This window comes from Lysinibacillus sp. FSL L8-0126, assembly GCF_038630385.1.
GTDB classification, from domain to species: Bacteria; Bacillota; Bacilli; order Bacillales_A; family Planococcaceae; genus Lysinibacillus; species Lysinibacillus fusiformis_D.
The window spans coordinates 4,035,678-4,057,270 of record NZ_CP152028.1; the positions used below are offsets into that span (position 1 = coordinate 4,035,678).

The 21,593-nt window shown below is 38.0% G+C and carries 23 protein-coding genes; 7 read left to right on the forward strand and 16 right to left on the reverse strand.

Going from position 1 to position 21,593, the window contains the following annotated elements:
- The first annotated feature begins 90 nt into the window (after nucleotides 1–90).
- The 3 genes from MHI34_RS19475 to MHI34_RS19485 all read left to right on the forward strand — a co-directional run bounded on the left by MHI34_RS19475 (nucleotide 91) and on the right by MHI34_RS19485 (nucleotide 3,319).
- Nucleotides 91–2,289 carry an ATP-binding protein gene (locus MHI34_RS19475; protein ID WP_089932200.1) on the forward strand — a complete coding sequence of 733 codons (2,199 nt, stop codon included), beginning with the start codon at nucleotides 91–93 and terminating at the stop codon, nucleotides 2,287–2,289.
- Complete coding sequence (locus MHI34_RS19480) at nucleotides 2,264–2,890, forward strand: response regulator transcription factor (RefSeq protein ID WP_036122449.1); 627 nt, start codon at nucleotides 2,264–2,266, stop codon at nucleotides 2,888–2,890. Before MHI34_RS19475 ends, MHI34_RS19480 begins: the two co-directional genes overlap by 26 nt.
- Before the next feature lie 228 nt (nucleotides 2,891–3,118).
- A complete protein-coding gene (locus MHI34_RS19485; RefSeq protein WP_036122451.1) occupies nucleotides 3,119–3,319 on the forward strand; it encodes a cold-shock protein in 201 nt (66 codons plus the stop codon).
- Between the two features lie 381 nt (nucleotides 3,320–3,700).
- On the opposite strand, the gene ccsB is transcribed toward MHI34_RS19485, so the two are convergent.
- Nucleotides 3,701–4,870, reverse strand: a complete 1,170-nt coding sequence (ccsB, locus tag MHI34_RS19490) for a c-type cytochrome biogenesis protein CcsB (RefSeq protein ID WP_058843189.1) — start codon at nucleotides 4,868–4,870, stop codon at nucleotides 3,701–3,703.
- 530 nt (nucleotides 4,871–5,400) lie between these two features.
- On the opposite strand from ccsB, the gene MHI34_RS19495 reads away from it, so the two are divergent.
- Nucleotides 5,401–6,138 carry a class I SAM-dependent methyltransferase gene (locus MHI34_RS19495; RefSeq protein WP_342503829.1) on the forward strand — a complete coding sequence of 246 codons (738 nt, stop codon included), beginning with the start codon at nucleotides 5,401–5,403 and terminating at the stop codon, nucleotides 6,136–6,138.
- Nucleotides 6,139–6,152: 14 nt separating this feature from the next.
- Here the strand turns inward: MHI34_RS19495 and MHI34_RS19500 are convergent, their stop codons facing one another.
- Genes MHI34_RS19500 through MHI34_RS19510 form a run of 3 tightly spaced genes read right to left on the reverse strand, consistent with a single transcriptional unit; the run spans nucleotide 6,153 to nucleotide 7,653 of the window.
- Nucleotides 6,153–6,584, reverse strand: a complete 432-nt coding sequence (locus MHI34_RS19500) for a GNAT family N-acetyltransferase (protein WP_271913291.1) — start codon at nucleotides 6,582–6,584, stop codon at nucleotides 6,153–6,155.
- The gene (locus MHI34_RS19505) at nucleotides 6,581–7,069 is read right to left on the reverse strand and encodes a GNAT family N-acetyltransferase (RefSeq protein WP_051891650.1); all 489 of its coding nucleotides are present in this window, start codon (nucleotides 7,067–7,069) and stop codon (nucleotides 6,581–6,583) included. The genes MHI34_RS19500 and MHI34_RS19505 overlap by 4 nt, the downstream gene beginning before the upstream one ends.
- Nucleotides 7,066–7,653, reverse strand: a complete 588-nt coding sequence (locus MHI34_RS19510; RefSeq protein ID WP_058843185.1) for an SMI1/KNR4 family protein — start codon at nucleotides 7,651–7,653, stop codon at nucleotides 7,066–7,068. Before MHI34_RS19510 ends, MHI34_RS19505 begins: the two co-directional genes overlap by 4 nt.
- A gap of 902 nt (nucleotides 7,654–8,555) precedes the next feature.
- On the opposite strand from MHI34_RS19510, the gene MHI34_RS19515 reads away from it, so the two are divergent.
- Complete coding sequence (locus tag MHI34_RS19515) at nucleotides 8,556–8,726, forward strand: aspartyl-phosphate phosphatase Spo0E family protein (RefSeq protein ID WP_036122469.1); 171 nt, start codon at nucleotides 8,556–8,558, stop codon at nucleotides 8,724–8,726.
- 174 nt (nucleotides 8,727–8,900) lie between these two features.
- The gene (locus MHI34_RS19520; RefSeq protein WP_058843184.1) at nucleotides 8,901–9,371 is read left to right on the forward strand and encodes a hypothetical protein; all 471 of its coding nucleotides are present in this window, start codon (nucleotides 8,901–8,903) and stop codon (nucleotides 9,369–9,371) included.
- A 129-nt stretch (nucleotides 9,372–9,500) separates the two neighbouring features.
- Here MHI34_RS19520 and thrS read toward each other — a convergent pair whose 3' ends face one another.
- From thrS to MHI34_RS19565, 9 genes are all read right to left on the reverse strand, one after another.
- The gene (thrS, locus tag MHI34_RS19525) at nucleotides 9,501–11,417 is read right to left on the reverse strand and encodes a threonine--tRNA ligase (RefSeq protein ID WP_342503830.1); all 1,917 of its coding nucleotides are present in this window, start codon (nucleotides 11,415–11,417) and stop codon (nucleotides 9,501–9,503) included.
- A 762-nt stretch (nucleotides 11,418–12,179) separates the two neighbouring features.
- On the reverse strand, nucleotides 12,180–12,539 hold the full coding sequence (locus MHI34_RS19530; RefSeq protein ID WP_058843181.1) for a hypothetical protein: 360 nt from the start codon (nucleotides 12,537–12,539) through the stop codon (nucleotides 12,180–12,182).
- Nucleotides 12,540–12,551: 12 nt separating this feature from the next.
- Nucleotides 12,552–13,118 carry a hypothetical protein gene (locus MHI34_RS19535; RefSeq protein WP_342503831.1) on the reverse strand — a complete coding sequence of 189 codons (567 nt, stop codon included), beginning with the start codon at nucleotides 13,116–13,118 and terminating at the stop codon, nucleotides 12,552–12,554.
- 121 nt (nucleotides 13,119–13,239) lie between these two features.
- A complete protein-coding gene (locus MHI34_RS19540; protein WP_089932209.1) occupies nucleotides 13,240–13,746 on the reverse strand; it encodes a hypothetical protein in 507 nt (168 codons plus the stop codon).
- 134 nt (nucleotides 13,747–13,880) lie between these two features.
- Nucleotides 13,881–14,345: a hypothetical protein gene (locus MHI34_RS19545; RefSeq protein WP_342503832.1), complete on the reverse strand. Its 465-nt coding sequence runs from the start codon at nucleotides 14,343–14,345 to the stop codon at nucleotides 13,881–13,883.
- Between the two features lie 48 nt (nucleotides 14,346–14,393).
- Nucleotides 14,394–14,879, reverse strand: a complete 486-nt coding sequence (locus MHI34_RS19550) for a GNAT family N-acetyltransferase (protein ID WP_058843178.1) — start codon at nucleotides 14,877–14,879, stop codon at nucleotides 14,394–14,396.
- A 15-nt stretch (nucleotides 14,880–14,894) separates the two neighbouring features.
- A complete protein-coding gene (locus MHI34_RS19555; RefSeq protein ID WP_036122492.1) occupies nucleotides 14,895–15,242 on the reverse strand; it encodes a DUF3147 family protein in 348 nt (115 codons plus the stop codon).
- A complete protein-coding gene (locus MHI34_RS19560; protein WP_342504491.1) occupies nucleotides 15,242–15,640 on the reverse strand; it encodes a MarR family transcriptional regulator in 399 nt (132 codons plus the stop codon). Before MHI34_RS19560 ends, MHI34_RS19555 begins: the two co-directional genes overlap by 1 nt.
- Before the next feature lie 643 nt (nucleotides 15,641–16,283).
- Nucleotides 16,284–16,922, reverse strand: a complete 639-nt coding sequence (locus tag MHI34_RS19565) for a class I SAM-dependent methyltransferase (RefSeq protein ID WP_342503833.1) — start codon at nucleotides 16,920–16,922, stop codon at nucleotides 16,284–16,286.
- Between the two features lie 359 nt (nucleotides 16,923–17,281).
- Here MHI34_RS19565 and MHI34_RS19570 point away from each other — a divergent pair, with 359 nt between their 5' ends.
- Nucleotides 17,282–17,935, forward strand: coding sequence for a FusB/FusC family EF-G-binding protein (locus tag MHI34_RS19570; RefSeq protein WP_342503834.1), 654 nt, complete (start codon nucleotides 17,282–17,284; stop codon nucleotides 17,933–17,935).
- Nucleotides 17,936–18,000: 65 nt separating this feature from the next.
- Here MHI34_RS19570 and MHI34_RS19575 read toward each other — a convergent pair whose 3' ends face one another.
- The 3 genes from MHI34_RS19575 to MHI34_RS19585 are packed head-to-tail and all read right to left on the reverse strand — an operon-like array spanning nucleotide 18,001 to nucleotide 21,441.
- Nucleotides 18,001–19,059 (reverse strand): Ger(x)C family spore germination protein, encoded by a 1,059-nt coding sequence (locus tag MHI34_RS19575; RefSeq protein WP_089932215.1) that lies wholly within the window; start codon nucleotides 19,057–19,059, stop codon nucleotides 18,001–18,003.
- A complete protein-coding gene (locus MHI34_RS19580; RefSeq protein WP_058843117.1) occupies nucleotides 19,037–20,128 on the reverse strand; it encodes a GerAB/ArcD/ProY family transporter in 1,092 nt (363 codons plus the stop codon). Before MHI34_RS19580 ends, MHI34_RS19575 begins: the two co-directional genes overlap by 23 nt.
- A complete protein-coding gene (locus MHI34_RS19585) occupies nucleotides 20,125–21,441 on the reverse strand; it encodes a spore germination protein (protein ID WP_342503835.1) in 1,317 nt (438 codons plus the stop codon). Before MHI34_RS19585 ends, MHI34_RS19580 begins: the two co-directional genes overlap by 4 nt.
- Nucleotides 21,442–21,593 lie beyond the last annotated feature (152 nt).

A 21,593-nucleotide genomic window follows, 5' to 3' on the forward strand; every position in this document is an offset into this window, starting at 1 on the left:
CGAAACACGTTATTTCGGTATTCCAAATTTATCAATAATTAGCGATAATATATAGGAGATTATTATCATACACAAATTTGAGGTTTCCCAATGAAAAAATGGACATATTTTATTTTTCTTACATATTTAATACTTGGCATTTATGTATTAGGCGTTACTATCAAAACACCCTTTATTAGCCTCACTCTCGATACGACAAACGGTCAACCAGTCATTATAGATAGCTACTATCCTCACTGGGCTGCGCAAAAAAATATTGAAAAAGGCGATATCGTTGTGGCCATTGATGGACAACCAGCCATGGAGAATCGCTTTGTTCAGTTATATGCCATCATTCGAAGTGCCAATACCTTAACGATTCAAAAGTCTGATGGGACCATTGAAAGCATTGCTGTGAAGCACAGTGATATGCCAGAAGAATTATATTTGCAAATTCTCTTTCCGATCTTTTATTTTCTTTTAGCTTTCAGCGTTGCACTTTATGTCTGGCGACGCAATCAAGATAACATCCCGACATTTTTATTGGTCTTATTTTTATTAACCTGCTCCATGGGCTATATAAGCACTGGCGCTTCGGCAAGAGGCAATCTGATTGGAATGATTACCATTGGCATTAGTATTGTGCTATGTTTAGTGCTCTTCATCCATTTTTTACAGCATTTTTTCCGTTACTTACAAATCAGATGGACCTATCCTCACAGCAAATGGCTTTATGTTCTACCGTTTATCATTCCTGGCTGTTCTCTTATTGAAAGCTACGTGCCAGCTTTACGTGAAATAATGCCTATCTTGAACTTAAGCTTATTTGCGGTTCTTGTGCTTTATGCTATTTATATTTTATTAACGAGTTATTTACGCACGAAATTGGCGAAAATTCGCTTGATTGCCATTGCTTTTATTGTACCATTTTTACCCTTTTTATTATTTTTCGTCACACCTGAAATTTTAGGGCATAGGCCATTACTACATGCCGAAATTGCTGCGTTATTTCTATTATTTATACCGTTCTCGTTTCTGTTCATTCAGGTAAACGAACGATTATTTGATATTGAATACCAATTATCACGTTTGCGCTATTATTCCACACTGGCCTTTTTCAGCGCTCTGTTATCGACTGCGGGGATTGCCCTCTTATTCTTAGGTCAATTATCCATCGTCCATGTCACAAGTATATTTTTACTAATTTTCATGGTGATCATTGCTAGCTTCTATATTAAAGAACGCATCGATTTTAAGTATAGAAAAATTATCTTTTCTTCTACTGGAAATTATGTACATAATCTATATGCAGCAGTGCAACGTATGGGCAAAGCCAAAAACCAACAAGAGTTATTGGATCGTTTTAAATATGAAATTACCGAGAAGCTAGGCACAACTGCCTTCCATATCTGTACGATAACAGAAGAAACCCCTTCTCCAAAGTTTGGTAGCAACTATACCCAATTGTTGTTGCACGATGCTGGGGATGAAAAAATTTTACTAGAAATACGGCATGCCCTTCAAAAGGAAGAGCTTCTTTGGTTAGAATTGCTGGCACTGTATGTATCGATGTTTATTAATAATTTACAGCAAATTGAAGATTTAGTACGCGAAATTCAGCATATGAAAAACACCAGTGATACGCCGCTTCCTTGGCTCGATAAATTGCTATGGAATATTATTGAGAAGGAAAAGAGTATTTTAGCACAAGAATTACACGATACCATTTTGCAGGAGCAACTGCATTTAGCCAGAGAACTCGATGTTCTTGCTAGCTCTCCTACTATTCAAAAGGAGACCGTACTAGCTATTCGGGAACAGCTATTAAATGCAACAAAGGACTTACGGGAATATTGCGAGAACTTAAGTCCCCCACTCCTGGATACCTTTGGCTTACAAATGGCCTTAAAAAAACTGATTCAAAAGGTAAAAATACGTGCTGACTTTTTATTAGACGCTCAAATTGACCGGGTGCACTTCCAGGATGTCACGCTCCACCTTGTGGTTTATCGCCTCGTTCAGGAGCTTTTTAATAATGCAATCAAGCATGCCGAGGCAACCGAGGTTTCACTAAAATTACAGGCGATGCCTCAGGGCTTTATCCTTCAATATGATGATAATGGAATTGGCTGTGACATTGACGATTTAATTCAGTCCTCTGCTTCAATGGGCATTAATGGCATTCGTGAACGTGTCCGTGCTTTTAATGGTGACATCACCATCCAATCGAGCCACAAGGAAGGCATGCATATTTTTATACAAATACAAGAGGACGGTGATTCATATGATGAACATACTTATTATAGATGACCATCCTGTCGTTTTAGATGGTACGAAAACATTGCTACAGGATTTAGCCAATGTTCAAATCAAAACGGAGCAGGATAGTGCCGCCGTTTTACCAAGAATGGAGACGGAAAGCTTTCAATTATTTCTTATCGATATTAATATGAAGCCTATTAATGGCATTCAACTATCAGAAATGATTAGGAAAAAGCAACCTGAGGCACTTATTATTCTTTATACAGGCTACGAGCTTTCTGATTACTATGAGCTGTTAATTGAAAAAAAGATTGATGGTCTATTATCAAAATTGGCGACAAAGGAGCAGGTCATCCAAACGATTCAGGCAGCGCTAAGAGGCGAAATATTACTGGCAGCTGATTTCTTAGACTTTGTCCAGCAACGAGCCAACCTACCTAATGTTCAACAGGAGGTATTACTGAGCGACAAAGAACAGGAAATTTTACAGCTCGTTGCCCAAGGCTGTACGAATAAAGCCATCGCCTCTGCTATCGGTGTCACCCAGCGCACTGTAGAAAATTATTTATCAAAGCTATTTGTGAAACTAAGTGTAGAATCACGCGCAGAGGCTGTGATTGTTGCCAAAGAAAAAGCATGGATAGATTAGTGAGACGCTATCGTTATATTACTAATAGATGACAAATGTAAATTTTTTCTTACTAAAAACGGAATTTACTGGATATACAAACAATTCTGTACTATAATATAGTTAATAATTACATTACTTCATTGCGATGATTAAAAACGCAGATTCAACTGGTATAAGAGCTTTTGAAAACGTTTTTATATGTGATGGAAGCAATTGATTGTTGAATTTTTTTGGGAGGGTGTTTACATGACACAAGGTACAGTAAAATGGTTTAACGCAGAAAAAGGTTTTGGCTTCATCGCAGTTGAAGGTGGCAATGATGTATTCGTACATTTCTCAGCGATTCAAACAGATGGCTTCAAAACTTTAGAAGAGGGCCAAAAAGTTGAATTCGGAGTAGAAGAAGGCAGCCGCGGACCTCAAGCAACGAATGTAGTGAAACTATAATCTTCACTTAACATAGACGTGCGTATAAAAAGAGACATCCATTTTCGGATGTCTCTTTTTTGTTTGTCTTATGATTGCACAGGTACAGACATTTCTCCCTGATGGGCAATTGGAAACTGCCTAGCAAACAGCACCGTATCTACGGCAGTGCCCTAAACAAAACGACAATGCCCAACCATGAAACCACCAGTTTATAAAATAAGCACTGTTCCATGGAGCGGGTTTTCTAAGCGCTTTTCATACACTTTGGAGTGGCTTTGAGTACTTGACACACTCTTTAGAGCGATTCCCTCATAACTAGGATCATTTCATTCCCACAACGAGAATCATGTCACCCAAAACCCCTCCATAAAATCACATGAAAGGCTCAGCTCACCCTGCCTACGCATAAGAATGTAAGCCGGCAATCACTAAATTGACAAACACTTGGTTGAACACAATAATGCCGAAGCCGATAATGGCTAACCAAGCCGTTTTCTCCCCTTCCCAGCCTTTGGATAGGCGGAAATGAAGAAAGGCTGCGTAGAATAAAAATGTAATCAATGCCCAAACCTCTTTAGGGTCCCAGCCCCAATAGCGACTCCAGGCAATTTGGGCCCAGATCATGGCGAATAAAAGACCACCTAATGCAAATAATGGGAAGCCGATGACGACAGCGCGATAGGATATTTCGTCCATTAATTGTGGCTGTACACGGCTTGTCCATGGTTTTAATACGGCACTGATCGATTTTCTTGTAATCAATCGAATCACACCATATAAAATCGTGCCGACGATAAATGCCCAGACAATTGAATTTAATTTCTTGGCATCTATTTTATTCGTTATTTCTACTATGCCTATTCCTTCACCATTTTTTGTGACCGCACCCTTGTTAACAATCAAGGGCATCATGGAGTAGGTGGCTTTTTCTTGCTGTCCTTGTGAATTGTCAAATTGAACTTGCACCTCTTCTGCGGCAACGCTGAAAACAGTTGATACACCAATAAAGCCAATTACGACAACTAAACAATACAAGACAAATTCTAAACTATATGTACTGATGGATTTTTTAGAAACATCCAACGTTCTTAGTAAATAAATCAAACCTGTGGCAAAGGAGACCGATAAAATGGCACTGGAAAAAGCTACCGTCATCACATGAATCGTTAACCAGTGACTTTGTAGGGATGGCACAAGCGGTGATACCTCCTTTGCGAAAACGCTTCCATAACCAAGGATGATTAATGACACAGGAATGGTAAATAAGCCGACGACGAGCTGCTTATATAAAAAATGGATAATCAAATAACTTCCTGTGAGCATAATGCCAAAGAATGTCATAAATTCATACATATTACTCACGGGTGCGTGGTCCACCGCCACCCACCTCACAACAAAGTACACAAGCTGTAAGGCAAAGGCTACAGAAGTGAGAAGCAGACCTAGCCTGCCGAACATTTTCCTCTTTGATTTGACAGCAAGCCCTAATGGCACAATTGCTATAAGCAAGAGAATAAAGGCAATAAATAAAGCATTGCTACTAATGGATAATAAGCTTTCTTGATTCAATCGAATCCCTCCAACGTCTCTATTTCGGAATTTGCTTCCAACTATTAAGAACGTTATAGATTGCAAGAAGTGTCATCTTTTCCCTTTAAATCAATTCTTTTTTTGAATTGTTACATTTTTATGACATTAAAGGAAAACAAATCTATCCATAGAAGGTATGAAATCAGCCTGTCATATGCTGGACTTCACTCCCATTCGCAAATGGACATTGGTGGATACTATAAACAGAAGTAGTGACTCAGTTGCTGCAAAGAATAGTGATAGTGAAGAAAAAAATGATGTAGGAAGCTTGGAGAAACTGCTCGACTTAGTTAGACTGGACATCAATTAATTTTCATTAGTGCTCTCTAAAAAAATAAACCATCTAATTTGTAAATAGATGGGAATTAACTGTTATCAAAAAATGATATGCCTCTATCTACATCTTACAAAGAATTGTAATAAAAGTCTATATCTTTTTATTGCCACATGAGACAATTATAATGCGCACACTTGACATAACGTTATGTTTCACAAAATGGAGTTTATTAATGAAACAAAATATCTATGATAATCCTATTTTTTTCAACCAATACAAGGCTTTACGAGAAAAAACGTATAACTATAATGGTCTTTTGGAACAACCCACTATGAAGTCCTTACTACCACCATTAACGAATTTACAAATACTTGATATTGGCTGTGGTATGGGTGAATTCGCACAATATTGTCTGGACCATCACGCTAAGCATGTGACCGCCTTAGACGTTTCGAGCAATATGTTAGCTATTGCCAAACAGAAGCATGCTCATCCACACATTGACTATCAGCTGCAAGCCATAGAGGATTATGAAGCGCCTTCAAATAGCTTTGATTGTATAACCAGCTCTCTTTCTCTTCATTATGTCCAAGATTTCGATAAGGTAATTAGTCAAATTGCGCAAATGCTTCGGCCAAATGGGGTATTTATTTTCTCTGTGGAGCATCCTATTGCTACGGCTCGTCACACATTGGTAGATAATTGGATTTATGACGAAAGCCATAACCGTTTGCATTACGCAGTGGATCATTACCATGAAGAGGGCTTACGTCAGCAAACATGGTTGGTGGATGGCGTTGTCAAATATCATCGCACGATAGCAACGATGATGAATACCTTAATTACGCACGGGTTATCCATTGACAAAATCGTTGAACCTATCCCAAGCAAAGAGGCCATTCAACAGCTTCCTTCTATTGAAAAGGAGCTACGCAGACCATCCTTTTTATTTATTAAAGTCAAAAAATAAACAAAAGCCTCACCCTATGCTTGTGGTGAGGCTTGTTTCATATAAATAATTTCTGGGTCTCCCTCATCCAAGTTGTCGATAACACCACTTTTGACAAAGCCTAAATTGTGAAAAAGTTGTTGCATCCGCTTATTGGACTGATTTGTAGAGGAGAAAACTTTTGACGTTTTAGCCATTTGCATATAAGCCTTCATTAAGGCAGACGCGACGCCTTTTCTGCGCTCTGACGGCTTAACAATGACTAAGGAAATAAAGCTATAGCCAAAAAAGTCATTGGTAAATAGCAGAAACCCCGCAATATTATCGGTGGATTGATATAGCAGACAGCGTTTCTCTTCGATTGCTTGCTGAATTTCTTCCGTTCTGGATGCATCTCCAATCACTTTTTGATCGATTGTGCAAAGTGCTTGTAAATGCTCCATTCTTGCCTCTTTTATATGGCTCAATTTTGAGTCTCCTTCATATAATAGCTCATTACTTTTAGCTCCTCTCGAATCCCCTTTGCCTGTCTGCCTTCATCCACAAAACCGCACCTCTTATAAAGTTTCTGAGCTGCTATATTTGGCACATTTACACCTAGTACTAGCTCATTGATATGTGGAAAATGCTTGCGAACAAAATCAGGTAATAATTGGAGTGCCCTCTTAGCATAGCCTTTGCCCTGCTCATAATAATCCGTAGAAAAGGAGCGAATTAACAACGCCTGTTCATTGGAGGAATAAGGCTTCACTCCTTCTTTTTCATGTAAGACAAAAAAAGTGACTAGCTTGTTACTGACCAGCGCTAAAATGGCATGTCGACTATTATCCTGCTTCGCAAGTTCAATGCTATCTTTTGGGGAATTTGTATAACGTAGCTGTTCTTCTGTTAGGGTGTATTGTTCTACTAAAGTTTGTGCTTTGTCCTCATGGAACATGAGTAGCATGGTCATTCGAATTCCTCCTCGTAAATAGCAGTGAATTCATAACCTCCCTCTACAAGTTGCTGTAAATAATCATCAAAGGAAGCGGCAATTACCTCAAAACTATCAGGGTCATGCACATAACGGACCACTTGCCCAACTTGTCCACCTTCCTTTGGCGAAAAATCAATATACAGGCTAGAGGTTCCACCATTATTCATGCAATCAGCAAAGCATAAACGTTCATTTATCGGCACATGCATATTAATCTTGTCATTCACTTCGACATAATCTAAAAAATCTTGATAACGTTCATAAATCGTTTCACGCTTGTCATGATAGTCTGCCACGATTTGCTCCACTGACTTTAAATAATACGGATAATCCCCTAAATCAGAGCCTAGCACAAGGGCACAGATTGTTTCTTGACCATGCCGACAATAATAAGTACCATTGACATCCCGTAATAGCTCCAGCAATGATTGCGGGCAAAGCGGAAATATCTCTAGCAATGATTCAATATGTGCATCAGTTGCACCATTTGCCTGTTGCAATTGTTGTTGTTCTTCTTCAGGTAAGTGCTGTAATAAGTTTTTAAAATAAGTGGTACGCATGGTAATCCCTCTCTCTCGTAATCTATGACATATTTTAGCATAAACATTTACCATTCTCTAAACGCTACCTGCTACTATGTAAGTATTCATGAAGAAGGCATTGTGCCGATGAGTGCAAAAACGCAGTAGACGGGAAGTTACCAACACGAGGTTCTTCCACAAACTCGAACATTATTAGCAATATTTCCTCTGGTGAAAAGGTTTACTCTCCCATCATTTAGAAACGCATCATAGCGCTCCCTATTGTCCAAGGATAAATCCGCTACACAGCTATATCGTCTGCATGTCATACACAATGATCGGTTCCTGTGAAGGCTCCTCTCTTTTACATACGGCTAGTAAACTTGAAAAAATACGATATAAACGTGTTTTTCACCATACTCCTCATCACCTCAAGCCTCTCATTTATTATTCCATTAATTTCAAAAATTCTCAACATTTCACCATACAAAATGAAATGTCCACATTTCTAAACAACATCAAAGGGAATTTGCTAAAATGTGACAAGATATGAATAACACGCTGAATTATCGGAAAATTCGATCTCTAACAGCAACTTTTTGCATAGTATAAAAGGTTTAAAGTTTCTCATTTTTTCTCTTAATACTTTCTAAATTACAGCAAGCTAAAAACCCCACCATTTTCCGCCGATAGGGTTTTAAGTCTCATATTCAATTCAATAAAGGGAGGAATTATTAGTATATTTTATCTATTATAGATAAATTTTTTCTTTAAAATCAAATAGGATGAAGGTTCTTATCTATGACTAAATTACGAATTTGAGAAATGATACACAATATGACATTTTTTTTAATATAAGTGATATACAATGAGAAAGTTGAATCGAGGTCATAAAAAATGTATTTCAAGAATATGGATAAAAAAATTAGGAGGAAAATATCTTGGTAAACTTATTACTTAAACAATTCTTGAAGGCGGAAATTGAGATCAAACGTAGAATTATGTATAAAAAAGCAAAGGATCTTGGTTTCACCCACCCTACCGTAGTAGATTACAGTCAAGAATTGGATGTCCTACTTAATAGATATTTAAAACAAGCACAAGCTTCCTAATCATAACGAGGCATATATATAGAAGAAAGAATAGATAGTGATAAAGCCAGACCAACTTTCTTTGGCTGGTTTTATCCAGGATGATACATGCATTCCCTCTAGCCAGCGTTTTTATGTATAGAGTAAGAAAAACTAGGCGATGTTTTTGATAAGAAAACATTTGGAGGTTGAACGATGCACGTATTTTTCTTAACTTTTATGGTTGTTTCCAAAATAATATTGCCACCTCAACATTCAGTAGACCATACAACACCCACACTTTGCACACCAACTGAAATAAACACACTATATCAATATCCAAACAACCAATTTCAATCGTTTCGTGATGAGGACGAATTTTATCAGCAGCTTAATCGTGCAATTTATGAGGAATATACCAATGCTTCATTGAATATTCGTCAAAAGATGGCTTTTAAAGATGTAGCAAATGCGACACAGAGCTTTTATTTACAAACAGATGGTAAACAGGAAACAATAGACCTCTCTCAACATACTTTTATTCATCCCAATCGACAAGTTTATTTTTTAGCATCCTTTCAGCACAATACCGATGAGACCTATCGCAAATTTCTTGTCATCGACGCTGAAACCCAGGAAATTTTACTGGGACATTCGCATTTTCAAGAAAGTACCAAGCACCTTTAATTCATTGTATGCACATCATGTAGATTCTAGTAGTCATTTCAAAAAATAGAAATAAATAATTTTAATAATTGAAAAGCTTGCTTCGAATGTTCTTCATTCAAAGCAAGCTTTCTTTTCTATAGCTGACTATTAAGATAAACTTTTTTGTTGGATGGCTGTCTTTATTTCATCTCGTAACTGCTGTAGTGTTTTGTCAGTGGAATCTTGCTGACCATGTCTACGTACAGCTACACTTTGATTGGCAACCTCTCGATCACCAATAACAATAATATACGGTATTTTTTGCAATTGGGCTTCGCGTATCTTTTTACCGAGCTTTTCTTGACGATCATCTAATTGCACACGAATTTGTTCCTGTTGTAAAGCTTCTACTACTTGCTTAGCATAAGCTTGATGGGCGTCTGCTACACCCATCACTAGTACTTGCTGTGGTGCAAGCCAAGTCGGAAATGCCCCACTGAAATGTTCAATTAAAATACCTAAGAAGCGGTCAATCGAGCCAAACACTGCCCGATGAATAACAACAGGTCTTACTTTTTCATTATTTTCATTAATATACGTTAAATCAAATTTCTCCGGTAGCTGGAAATCGAGCTGAACCGTTGCACACTGATGACTGCGCTGAATGGCATCCTTAATATGGATGTCAATCTTCGGTCCATAGAATGCCCCATCGCCCTCATTAATCGTATAGGCAATACCTAAATTCTTGAGGACATTTTCCAGTGCCCCCTCCGCTTGATCCCACAAAGCCAAATCACCCATATAATCATCTGGTCGTGTCGATAATTCAATCGTATACTCGAAGCCAAAGACGTTGTACACTTCATCAATAATGTTTAATGCCAAGGCAATTTCATCTTCAATTTGCTGTGGTGTTACGAAAATATGGGCATCATCCTGACAAAATGAACGTACACGTAATAGACCATTCAAGGCTCCACTAAATTCATGTCGGTGCACTTGCCCAAATTCCGCCATACGAATGGGTAAATCTCTATAAGAGTGTAAGGAATTTTTAAAAATCAGCATATGACCAGGGCAGTTCATAGGCTTTAAGGCAAAGCTCTGATCATCGACCTGTGTAAAATACATATTATCCTTATAGTGGTCCCAATGTCCCGACTGCTCCCATAGACGTTGGTTCATCATCAGTGGAGTCCGTACTTCTCTATAGTCATACTTCGCTTGTAGATTGCGCAAATACGATTCCAGCTCATTGCGTAAAATTTGACCGTTTGCTAAATAAAAAGGCATGCCAGGTGCTTCCTCTGAAAACATAAATAACGATAGTTCTTTGCCTAGCTTGCGATGATTCCGTTTTTCCGCTTCCTCCAAAAATACAAAATGATTGTGCAATTCTTCTTTTGTGGCAAAAGCTACTCCATAAATACGCTGGAACATTTGATTGTTGCTATCGCCACGCCAATACGCACCTGACACTTGCATTAATTTAAAGTGCTGCAACTTACCTGTGGATGGAATATGAGGGCCGCGACATAAATCGTAAAACTCTCCTTGCTCATAAATCGTTACTGTCTCATTCGCAGGTATTGCCTCCAACAGTTCTAGCTTTAACGCATCATGCACAAATAATTGTTTGGCTTCTTGTCGTGACACTTCGCGCCTGTGAATCGGGACATTTTCCTGCACAATTTGTTTCATCTTTTTCTCAATTTGCTGCAAATCACTCGGTGTTAGCGTATCTGCAATCTCTATATCATAATAAAAACCATTTTCAATCACTGGTCCTACCCCAAATTGGGCATGGGGGTAAAGTCGTTTAATCGCCTGAGCTAATAGATGAGCTGTTGAATGGCGAATAACCTCGATCCCTTCCTTCGAGCTTGCATCGTACAATGAAATTTGAGCATCTGCTGTAATCGGGTGCGTCAAATCAACGATGGTTCCATTAACACTTCCTGCTACTGCCTTTTTGCGAAGCTCAGGACGAATAGCTTGCGCAATATCGGTTAGTGTCACGCCTTTTGTAAAAGTTTGCTGTTGACCATCTGGAAATTGAATGTGAATATCTTGATTTGACATGTTCTCTACTCCTTTTTTGTTATAAAATCATTTACGCCTCAGGGTAATTGTGTCCTGATTTTTTTCAAGCAAGCTCGAAAAGCTACTCTTCAAAATCTAGGACATCCGCCAGAGGCTTTTTATCTTGATTCCGTTCCCCTTCGGAAAGGGTCTTCTATATCTGCCGCTATGCTTTCGATACAAAAAATATTTGCTGAATCAAAATAAAAAAACACATAACCGCCCCTAAGAAGGGACGAGTATGTGTTGATTACCCGTGGTTCCACCCAAATTCCCACTAGTTTATGTGCTAGTGGCTCATTGACTTTGCTATAACGTAGCAAAAGACGGTGCAAGTTTCCAAGCACAGCTCCAAGGTAGTAAGATGGGATCACAACATTAGGAAGCTTGCAGCCAGTGCTTCCCTCTCTGAAAATGGTTAATCGAATCTCTTGTCCTTATCATTGCTTATTTCATTTTTGTATGAAATTGTTAATTACTATAACGAATCGTGGATTTTTTGTCAAACATGAAAATAAAAAAAATTTAGCGATTGTCTGACAATGGGGAGTTTGGTCGTTGGACGCAGTAGGTGCAATGCGGATCTTCACATGCCTCCTCAAGCCACTCATTACAGCTTGCACAAAAATAACTATCGAACGTGTCATCATAAATAATCTGAGTTTGACATGTGGTGCATTTTTTGAATAGATCCACCAATCTCCAATCCATTTATGATGACTACATCCTCGCGTTGTTCAATTCGCATATTTTTATTATCTCCTAATGATTTTTCACTTCTAAAGTCTCGCTATCAGATTGCCATTGCACATGAACCATTGGCTTTGTCTCTCGTTTAAAAATTTTCTCACTTTCTTTCTTTGTGAAGGAATAATAGCCATCTTTATTTAACTGAACATCGCTTAAACTTTGGGATTCTTTTGTCCCCTCAATCGTGATTTCTAAAGGTCCTAGATCATCATGATTCCCTAGATAAAATAAGCGTAAGCCCTCATCACCATTACTGTGATAGATTGCTTTCCAATGCTCACTTTTGGCAATATAGTGCACCTCTTGCTCAGGGCTTTGACAGGCCGCTACTAGAATGACTACGATGACCAATGGAAAAAGCCATTTTTTCATTGAACATTCCTCCTAACCATGTATGGTGACAGCCCATCCTGTAGGTTTTTCCTCAAAAACATCTTCGTATTGTGTAAAAACAAAATCAAATCCTTGGATATCTTCTGGCAAGGGTGGCGTCACTATAAATGTACTGCTTTCATGTCCATTCGAGCCTCTTGTACCTCTAATTTGGCATTCATAGGACTCATCAATGAGTTGAATCGTTTGCTCTGGTTCTTGCTGCTCATCCCAATCAACTAATAACTGCACAATACTGGCATTTTCATATTGACGAATAGAAGAAAGCGTATACAATCGCCCTCCCTTTTCTACCGTTTGTAACACAGGGATATAGTGACGGAAGCCTGTTGGTTCTACTTTTGGATTATAGTATTTTTCTCTTCTCATTAAGTGAAAGAACATAGCTAAAAAAGTGTGATCGAAACCATATTGCTGTGCCCATTCCGAAATGATTTCATCTGAGGGAAAACCTGGGGTATGACTGCATACCTCTTTACGTTGCTGTAAAAGTGCACATATTTGCTCATCGATTGCGACTAGCTTTAAGTCATAGCTATTGCTTGAACATTTGGACATCCATATCCTCCTTCACCCTACAAGTCCTTCCTCTTTCTATACGATATTCCCACCATTTGGTTCCATAAACGGCCTAAATTTACTTTTAAGCACCAAAAAAGCTATCCAATAAATTGGATAGCTAATGGACTACCACATCATTGTGCCAGCTGGTCGAGTCTGCTAATTGATAGGTAACCATATTGGCAGTGACAGCTAGTACAACACCTGCTCTGGACATATGAGAAGGATTCGGCTTTTCCAGTACAAGGACAACATAGCCCTCTCCTCGACCTTGTTCATCAATAGCATTCGTCGCATTGATTTCAAAGGTAGAATAAGACTGCTCGTTCGTTGCATAGAGAAGTTTTTCCTCACGATAAACACCATGCTCTTTTAAGTTATAGCTGACAGGCATCCACCCTTCAGACCACTCAATACTACCTATGATATCTCGTTTCCTTGTGACAAGACGACCAATGGAATACGTAAAATATATTTTCATAATTGCTTGTTTGTCTTCATTTCTCCCTTCACAGGTGGCTGTCACGTCAAGCATAATATCATTTTTTGAAAACTTTTTCCTAAACACTAAAACCACAGTGATAACACAGATAAATAGTACTATACCACAAATGATAAATGCCATTAGGTCCCTCCTAGTATCACAATTGCTGTTACTATAAGATTACCATGATTTAGGAGGAATAGGTGCTTTTCATCAAACAATCTTAGAAATTGACACAGGCATAAAGGATAAGACAAAATTTGCTCTGCAATTGGTTATTTGTTTGCTTGTAGCTCAGCAGTTAGCGTAAAGGGTATTTTTAAATATTCATATTGAATCGTTATTTTCCTGATATCAGGAGCTTGGACTTGAACCGCATAATGCTGAGGCTCCTTGCCAATGGCTTGTGGATCTATGTATTGCCGAGGTAAAATCGTACGCTGTGATAACTTATGAAAGGATAGATGCTCATTTCCCTCTAGCTTAGTTTCCGCCTCAAATGGTTCTGACTTACTAATGACAAGCTCTGTACTCTCAGGAAGCTGGTCATTGACAAGTAGCTGTGTTAGCTTGATATCACGCAAGCCCTTATTTTCAAGTGCAATGATTTTGACTGCCTCATTCCCCTGCTTACTTGTATAGCTTTCGATGGCGAGCGGTGGATTACTTTTGAGATAAATCATAAAAACAGCTCCGACCACAAGCACACTCAGTACTAAAATAAATAGTATTTTTTTCATGCTTTCCCTCTCTTTCCTCATCCACAGTATAACAAAAAACAACCTGACTTATTGGAAGTCAAGTTGTTTTTGTAAACGTATTTCATCTCGTATCGGAATGCCGTCATCGCCGAGTAATGGGATAGAAGGCTTATAGACCCTCGCTTTTTCAACTGCATTACGCAGTATTTCTATTAAACAATACCCTCGTTTTTGATAGAACTTTAAGGCATGCAAATTATCATTTGTGGTAATTAAAGAGATGCTTGCACAGTTTTGTTCCACCGCTGTCTGTTCGACGGCTTTCACAAGAGCTGTCCCAATGCCTTTGCCCTCGACTGTACTATCTAATGAAATGATTTCACAGTCCCTTTCTCGTATAATGTAGGTGATCAAACCAATCATTGCTTGTTGCTCATTTACAAAAACAAAGCCGTCTAATTCACTACAGTTATAAATACCACTGGAAATGACCATCTCGGTCGAACCCCAATGCTCCTGAAAAAATTGGTTTACCTCTTGTTTTGGCACTTGATGAATAGCCATAATTGTCATATAAAATTCCCCCTTTTACATTGAAATATGAAAAACACCTGCAATGGCCTTTTGTATGCTTAGGAACACAGCCCATGACAGCACACCGAGACCAATCGCGAGTACAATATGCATCGAGGATTTCATCGCCATATAAATAACAAAAAGCATACACATCGTTGCTGGTAAACCAACGATGACACCCACTGTAAAGCGCTGAATATGCTCACTTGGCTCACTTTGCACCGTTAGCCAAATAATACTTAAAATACTGACCAATGGTAATGCGGCAATAATTCCGCCATAGGTAGGAAACCTTCGTGCCACCTCTGTCACAATACCAATGATGGCTGCTGAGCTCAGGATTTTAAAAAATGTATACATTATTTTGCCACCTCACTTAGACGTCGAAATGCCTGGAGGATGGTTTGCTGTTCTTGTTCAGTTAGCTGATGAAGGGCTTGCTGTAGCTTAGCATCATCTAACTCCGAGTTTTTCTTCAGCATTTGTAGACCTTGTGCTGTTAAATGAAGTATCACTTTACGCTGGTCGTCACGCCCTCGTTCTTTCGTCACCCAGCCATGACGCTCTAGCTTTTTCACATGCTCTGATGCTGTATTATGAGAAATATTTAATAATCCTGCAATATCACGCACCGTGACTTCCTCTTCCTTTTGAATCATCTGTAAAATACGTACGCTTTGATGGGAAATAACATCCTCATGTGTTGTATGTAGATGATAGAATATCGTTGTAAAATAGTCATTTATCTCTTTAATCATCATGCTAACTCCTTTGATATATCGCTTTATGCGATTATATCGTATAAAGCGATATATTAAAAGATAGCTTATTAAAGTTTATATTTTCAGATATTTCTTTTGAATAGATTGAGTGAGACACGCCTTCTCAGAAATAGTCTCTCTATTTTTTGTCCCCACCTATCTTTCTGCATATTTTGCTAAATAGGATGAAGAGGTAATTGTACACAAGCATTTTCCACAGTATCATTACTTTCTTCTGAATTTAATTGAAAGCATCCTATGTTATACTTTTTCTATTCTTTAGTAGGTGGCACCATTATGGTGTTAGCGCTACTACTAAGCCAATCTAAGTTTTGATTTTGTCAGGCATCATTACAGCCTTGCCCATTCTCATGCTTATTAATATGGGCATGCAAATGAAAAATAGGAAGGAAGATACCTTTCATATCGTCTTACAAAACACCGTTTTTGGAGCGGTGGGTATGCTGTTATTTACTATGCTAGCCTTTCTCTTAACAAGCTGGTTTAAACCAAGCATTTTCTGTCATGAGCGCCCCCGCTGTCTATGCTATCTGGCAAATATATTTTGTCGATGTTTGCTTAACAGATAAAAGGAGCTATCCATTCGATAGCTCCTTTTATGTGGAGAAGAACTGTCATTTTATCTCGTAATAGCTTTTATCACAAAAACCCCACCACAATGCGATAGCGGATAAAATATAAGCTGACAAATATCCTGTAACGAGGCTTTTAGCTCCTCATGGACAAAATAAAATTCATCATCATCCCAGTAACCTTTGCTGTCTTGACGGCATTGTTCCAGCTGCGCTCTTGTTTCAAAGGCAACATCGCCAATTAATATTTTACCAGTTGGCGTTAGCTGCCGTAGTAATTGTGTGATATACGTAATCTTCTGCTCATCTGTAAAATGATGAAGCGCATACGTACTAACAATGGCATCGTATGATTGCTGTAATAGCGCTGGTGGCAAGCCTTTCATTAAGTCCCACTCGATTAAGTTGGCCTGTGGCATTTTTTCCTTCGCAATGGCGATCATATTGGATGAGAAATCGAGGCCATTGATGGCGTGCCCATGTTCATAAAGCTTCGCTGTTAATACACCTGTCCCAAAGCCAATATCTAAAACTGTGGAAGCAGGAACCTCCATTACTTCATTAAAAATTTTATTTAAAATCACTTTATAGCCTGCAAATGGATATTGATTATTTTCTTCACTTAGTTGCACGGTTTGATCATACCCGTCCGCCCATAAATCAAAGCCTTGTTTATTGAGTATCATAATGCCTCCTACAATTGATAAATTCTCCAAGTAAGCGTTGTTTTCCATGCAGTCATCTGTTTCATAAAAAGTCCCCCTCTGTCAACCAATTTAGACCATTATACCAATTTTCTACCTATCAAACAATTCAGAAAATAAGTAGAGCTTTAGCATTTATCAAAATGTCAAAAGATGTTATAATAATCGTAGTTTTCTTTCAAGGAGGAATCGACATGAACGCATTCACTTGTAATGCTTGCTCTAGAACGTCTTCTTTAGGTCAAAGAGGTCTAGATTAAGTTATACAAATAACCTAAAATTGAATGATCTCTTTAGGCCAAAAGTTTATAAAATAGCCTACTAAACAGGAGAGATTTCAAATGGAACAACAAACAATTCAGCCGTTTTTAACGGTCGCTAATTATCATTTACTAGAACAGCAATTAAATAAAATTTTACATGCGCTTACGACAACGAACGATAAAAACGTCATCCTAGCAGTTCGGGGCCTTGTGGATACAGAGGTAACGACAAAATTAGAGTTATCAGCAACGGAAACAAAGCTGATTGAACAACTTTTTGCTATAACAGATCGGGCGCAAGGGGATGCCTTTTTAGAACAATTAAAGCCATATGTCATCCCGTTCAAGCCAGTGACAGCCAGTACGCTTAAAACCTTATTTAAAAAGGAGAAAAAGCTAAAGCTGCCAAATCTAGAAGCACTCGATTTTCAGCAAATTTGTTATCTTACATGGGATGACCCTGGCACACATCGAAAATACGTCGTCCTTGATCAAAATGGACAGCTAGCAGGTATTAAAGGCACATTTGCCAACAGCACTGTACGTGGCATTTGCGCCATCTGTAATCGCCATGCAGATGTTGGCTTGTTTACTACCTCGATCAAAGGACAGGTCATTGGCACATTTACCTCCCATAGCAATTACATTTGTGCGGATAGTAAGACGTGCAATGAACATATTACAGATATGAATAAAACCGTCGAATTTTTTGAGCGCATTACGAAAAAATAGCGATTGATTAAGGGCAGAAGTGTTGTGCAAGCAACATTTCTGCCCTTCCTTATGCCACAAGATAGCTATGAGTCTACACTCACATTCACCTGAAAATCCACCTTCAAGTAAGGATAAAAGCCTTCTCTCCAGTTCCTTAGTTCTTGATAGGAGAGCTGATCACGAAAGAGTTGTCCAAATCCGAAAATCTCCACCCCATTTGCTTGGGCTTGTTCAAACATATCATAAAACCGTTTTTCCATAAGCTTTGTTAGCTCTTTCATAATTTGGTCATTTGACACATCTTTTTTTCTCTCTAAAATATCGATTTTTAATTTTAAATGACTTGCCACGACGGGTTTATTGTTCTTCAAAGAGGCTTTATTTTTAAGGGAACTGTTGACCACCATAATACTCGCTAAATCAAGGCTTTCGATTTTCCCCTTTGCATTCGCGTTTTGAAATAGCTTACTTAGCTGGCTTTCATCTGAATTAATTCTTGCCATTAATTCACCATTTTTCAACACCATAGAGCCTTCATAGACTAACACTGTATCATTTCCAGCACGAACAACTGGAACTGTAATATCTTTTGTATAAGAAAATAGACTTCGGTATACTTCCCAAATATGAATGCTTGTTATCTCAGGTGCCCACCCTGCCCCTTTGTTAAAGTAATTGTAAATGGAAGTCGCATTCACCCCTAATTTATCGTTAATGTTGGAAAGGACTTTGTCGATTTTATCATCAGTTATGGTTAACAATGCTCTCGAAGGGATTTCTTCCGAATCCATTAAAAATTTTATGAGCTCCCTTAATTCCGCTTGATCGGCCGCCAAGTTGCTTTGAATGACAATTAATTCTATATGGGAGTAATCCACTGCTTCTTCAGAGTTTGTACGAACTTCCCCTAGCACCTTTAAAACCGTATCTGCTTTGCCTGTTACAATTCTTGATACTTCATTTTCCTTTTGTGTAATGGGGATTTGCAGCGTCACATGATAGTCCTCATTCTCCTTAGCAATACCTATAACCAAAGGTAATAATCTTTTATCGATATCTTTCACATCCCAGCATCCGCCAAGAAAAGGTAATAGCAAAAACATACATATAATGAGCATGCTACAAGGATGATTTTCTTTCATCGTTCGTCACCTTTCTCTTTATCACAATGCCATAGATATATACCGTTACAGGGATCATAAGCATAAAATAAACTTGAGCCCCTCTATTCAACAAAATCAATGTATTTGTCCAAACTTGATTCGGAATAAATAATCCTGCAGTATATCCAATAAGTGAAAAGATCATAATCCACCATGCTGATTTTACGTGAAGCCTGCTGAATAATTTCTGCATAATTTGACTAATCATCCAAAGCATCACAGCATTAAAAATTAACATAAAGCCAATTGAAGAAATACCAAAGAACATCGTTTGGCGGTTAAAAGCTAGCCAACGAATATCAACTGAGTCCACCGCTACTACAAAGGGTAAGGACATGGTAACAACTGTTTCTTGTCCAAAAATAAAAAGTGGTATATAAACAAAGGCTAAGTAAACCATGATGACAGAAAACCAGGCTATAAAAATATCTCGAAATACCAATGGTTTTTTAGAAACCATAAATCCTAAAAATAAAAATGCTGAAAATCCAATGAGATAGTAAAAATGGATATCTAGTAAGAACTCAAACGATGAATTTCGTATTGGGAATCCATTATGAAAATCAAAATTTACTATGGAAGAGACAATGATAAACAGTATGAAAGGAGTAATCATAAAAAAAATAAATACGGAAGATCGCAATATTGTCCCTAAGCCTTTTGTTGCCGTATAAGCCGATATAAAATAAAGCAATAAAGCTATTGGCCAATGCGGTGTTCGTAATAAAAATAAAGAATTAATTACCTCTGTATAGGTACGGATATTAAGCGCAACAAGTACCGTTAAATTCAGGACAAATGGTAGCAGGATGATGAATGCAACCAACCGTCCCATTTTTAAATAAATATCAATAATATCTTGATTAGGAAAAAAATTCAAACCTTTAATGTAGAGTGAAATTAACATTAATTGCAATACACCCTGACACAAAATGACTAACCAATGCCCCGCATCTGTCAACGAATAGATGAGATCAGGGTAAAGCAGAAAACCAAAGCTTAAATGGATAATAAAAAAAACTATACCAATTTGAAACCTATGGGTCACTTAGTATCTCCTTCTCTTTTCAAGCGAAATGTCGTATATGGAATATGAAATGAAGTTAAACTCGCCAAATAAATGCCAGTAAGTGCTAAACCAGTAAATATACCAAGAATGCCGAAAATAGATGCTAAAATTAAAATAGGATATTTTAATAAACGAATGTATAACGAATTTTGAATACCTGCTACGACCGAGCTTGAAATAACAATGGCTGTAATGACAATTACTAATAAGGTACTGACTAATTTCGCTTCAACCATTGCTTGGCCTAATATAACGCCTCCTACCATTGAAATGGTCGGTCCAATACTTTTCGGCAGTCTTACAATCGCTTCTAATATTAAATCAATTAATACGACCATGATGATCGTTTCAAGCAAAGCAGGAACAGGAATCCCTTCTCTGCTTTTTGCCACAAATAATGCAAGATCAAATTTGAATATCTCAGGATTGACAGATACTAACGCGACATACAATGCTGGCAGAATGAGTGTCAGTATAGCGCCTACGACCCGAAGAACGCGAAGCATAACTGATAGCACATACGGGAAGTTTCGATCATTCACAATACTAAACATATCTGGCAATAGATGTGGAAAAACTAGAGCGAAAGGGTAATTGTCTAAGAAAAGGACAATTCTATTCTTTTTTAATGCATGAATGGCTTGTATCGGCACTTCTGTCGGGAAAAAATGACTAACAGGACTCCCTCTCCGAACACCAAAATACTTGTTCAAATCATCAATGGATTCAATATCCGTGTCAATTTCTTTTAACTGCTGATTGACTTTTTCAATAAGATCACTTGATGCTCTTCCATTGATATATAACATGGACAAATTACGTTTTTCTAGCTCGCCCACTTGAAAGGTACAATGAGAGAGCCTTGCCGTTTTCAGCCTTTTTCGAATAAGTCCAACATTTACATGAATATCTTCAACAAATGCATCCATAGAAGCTTGAATAGGGCTTTCATTTTTCGGTTCTTCAATACTTCTTGTTAAATTGATGGAAATAGGATCAACTATCGCATTTTGGCGTCCTCCTTGAGATAAGACGATCAATTTCCCCTCCAAAACAGCATTGACAATTTGTTCAATATCCATATCAAGTTGATCACTAAGGTTTGTAAAAAGCTCCCCTACTGAGGCAGATGAAGCAGCCATTTGCCGAATGTATAGATTGGACTTGGCAAAATCAATCAATGTTTTAAATCCCATAAGATAGATGGTTGTTTGATCTATTAGCTCCTCCTCCACGAAAAAATCATCATGATCTGCAAACTTAGAGCTCAGTTCCATCATCATATTCTCCATTAGAGTACCCCACGATCAATCAAATTTTCTTTTATTTTGAGAGTTAAACGATATTTTTATACAAAAACTTATGTCTACATTCAATATACAGAAAGCGCCTATAACTATTATGTCGGAAACAACAAAAAACCACTCTTCAAGGAGTGGTTGTC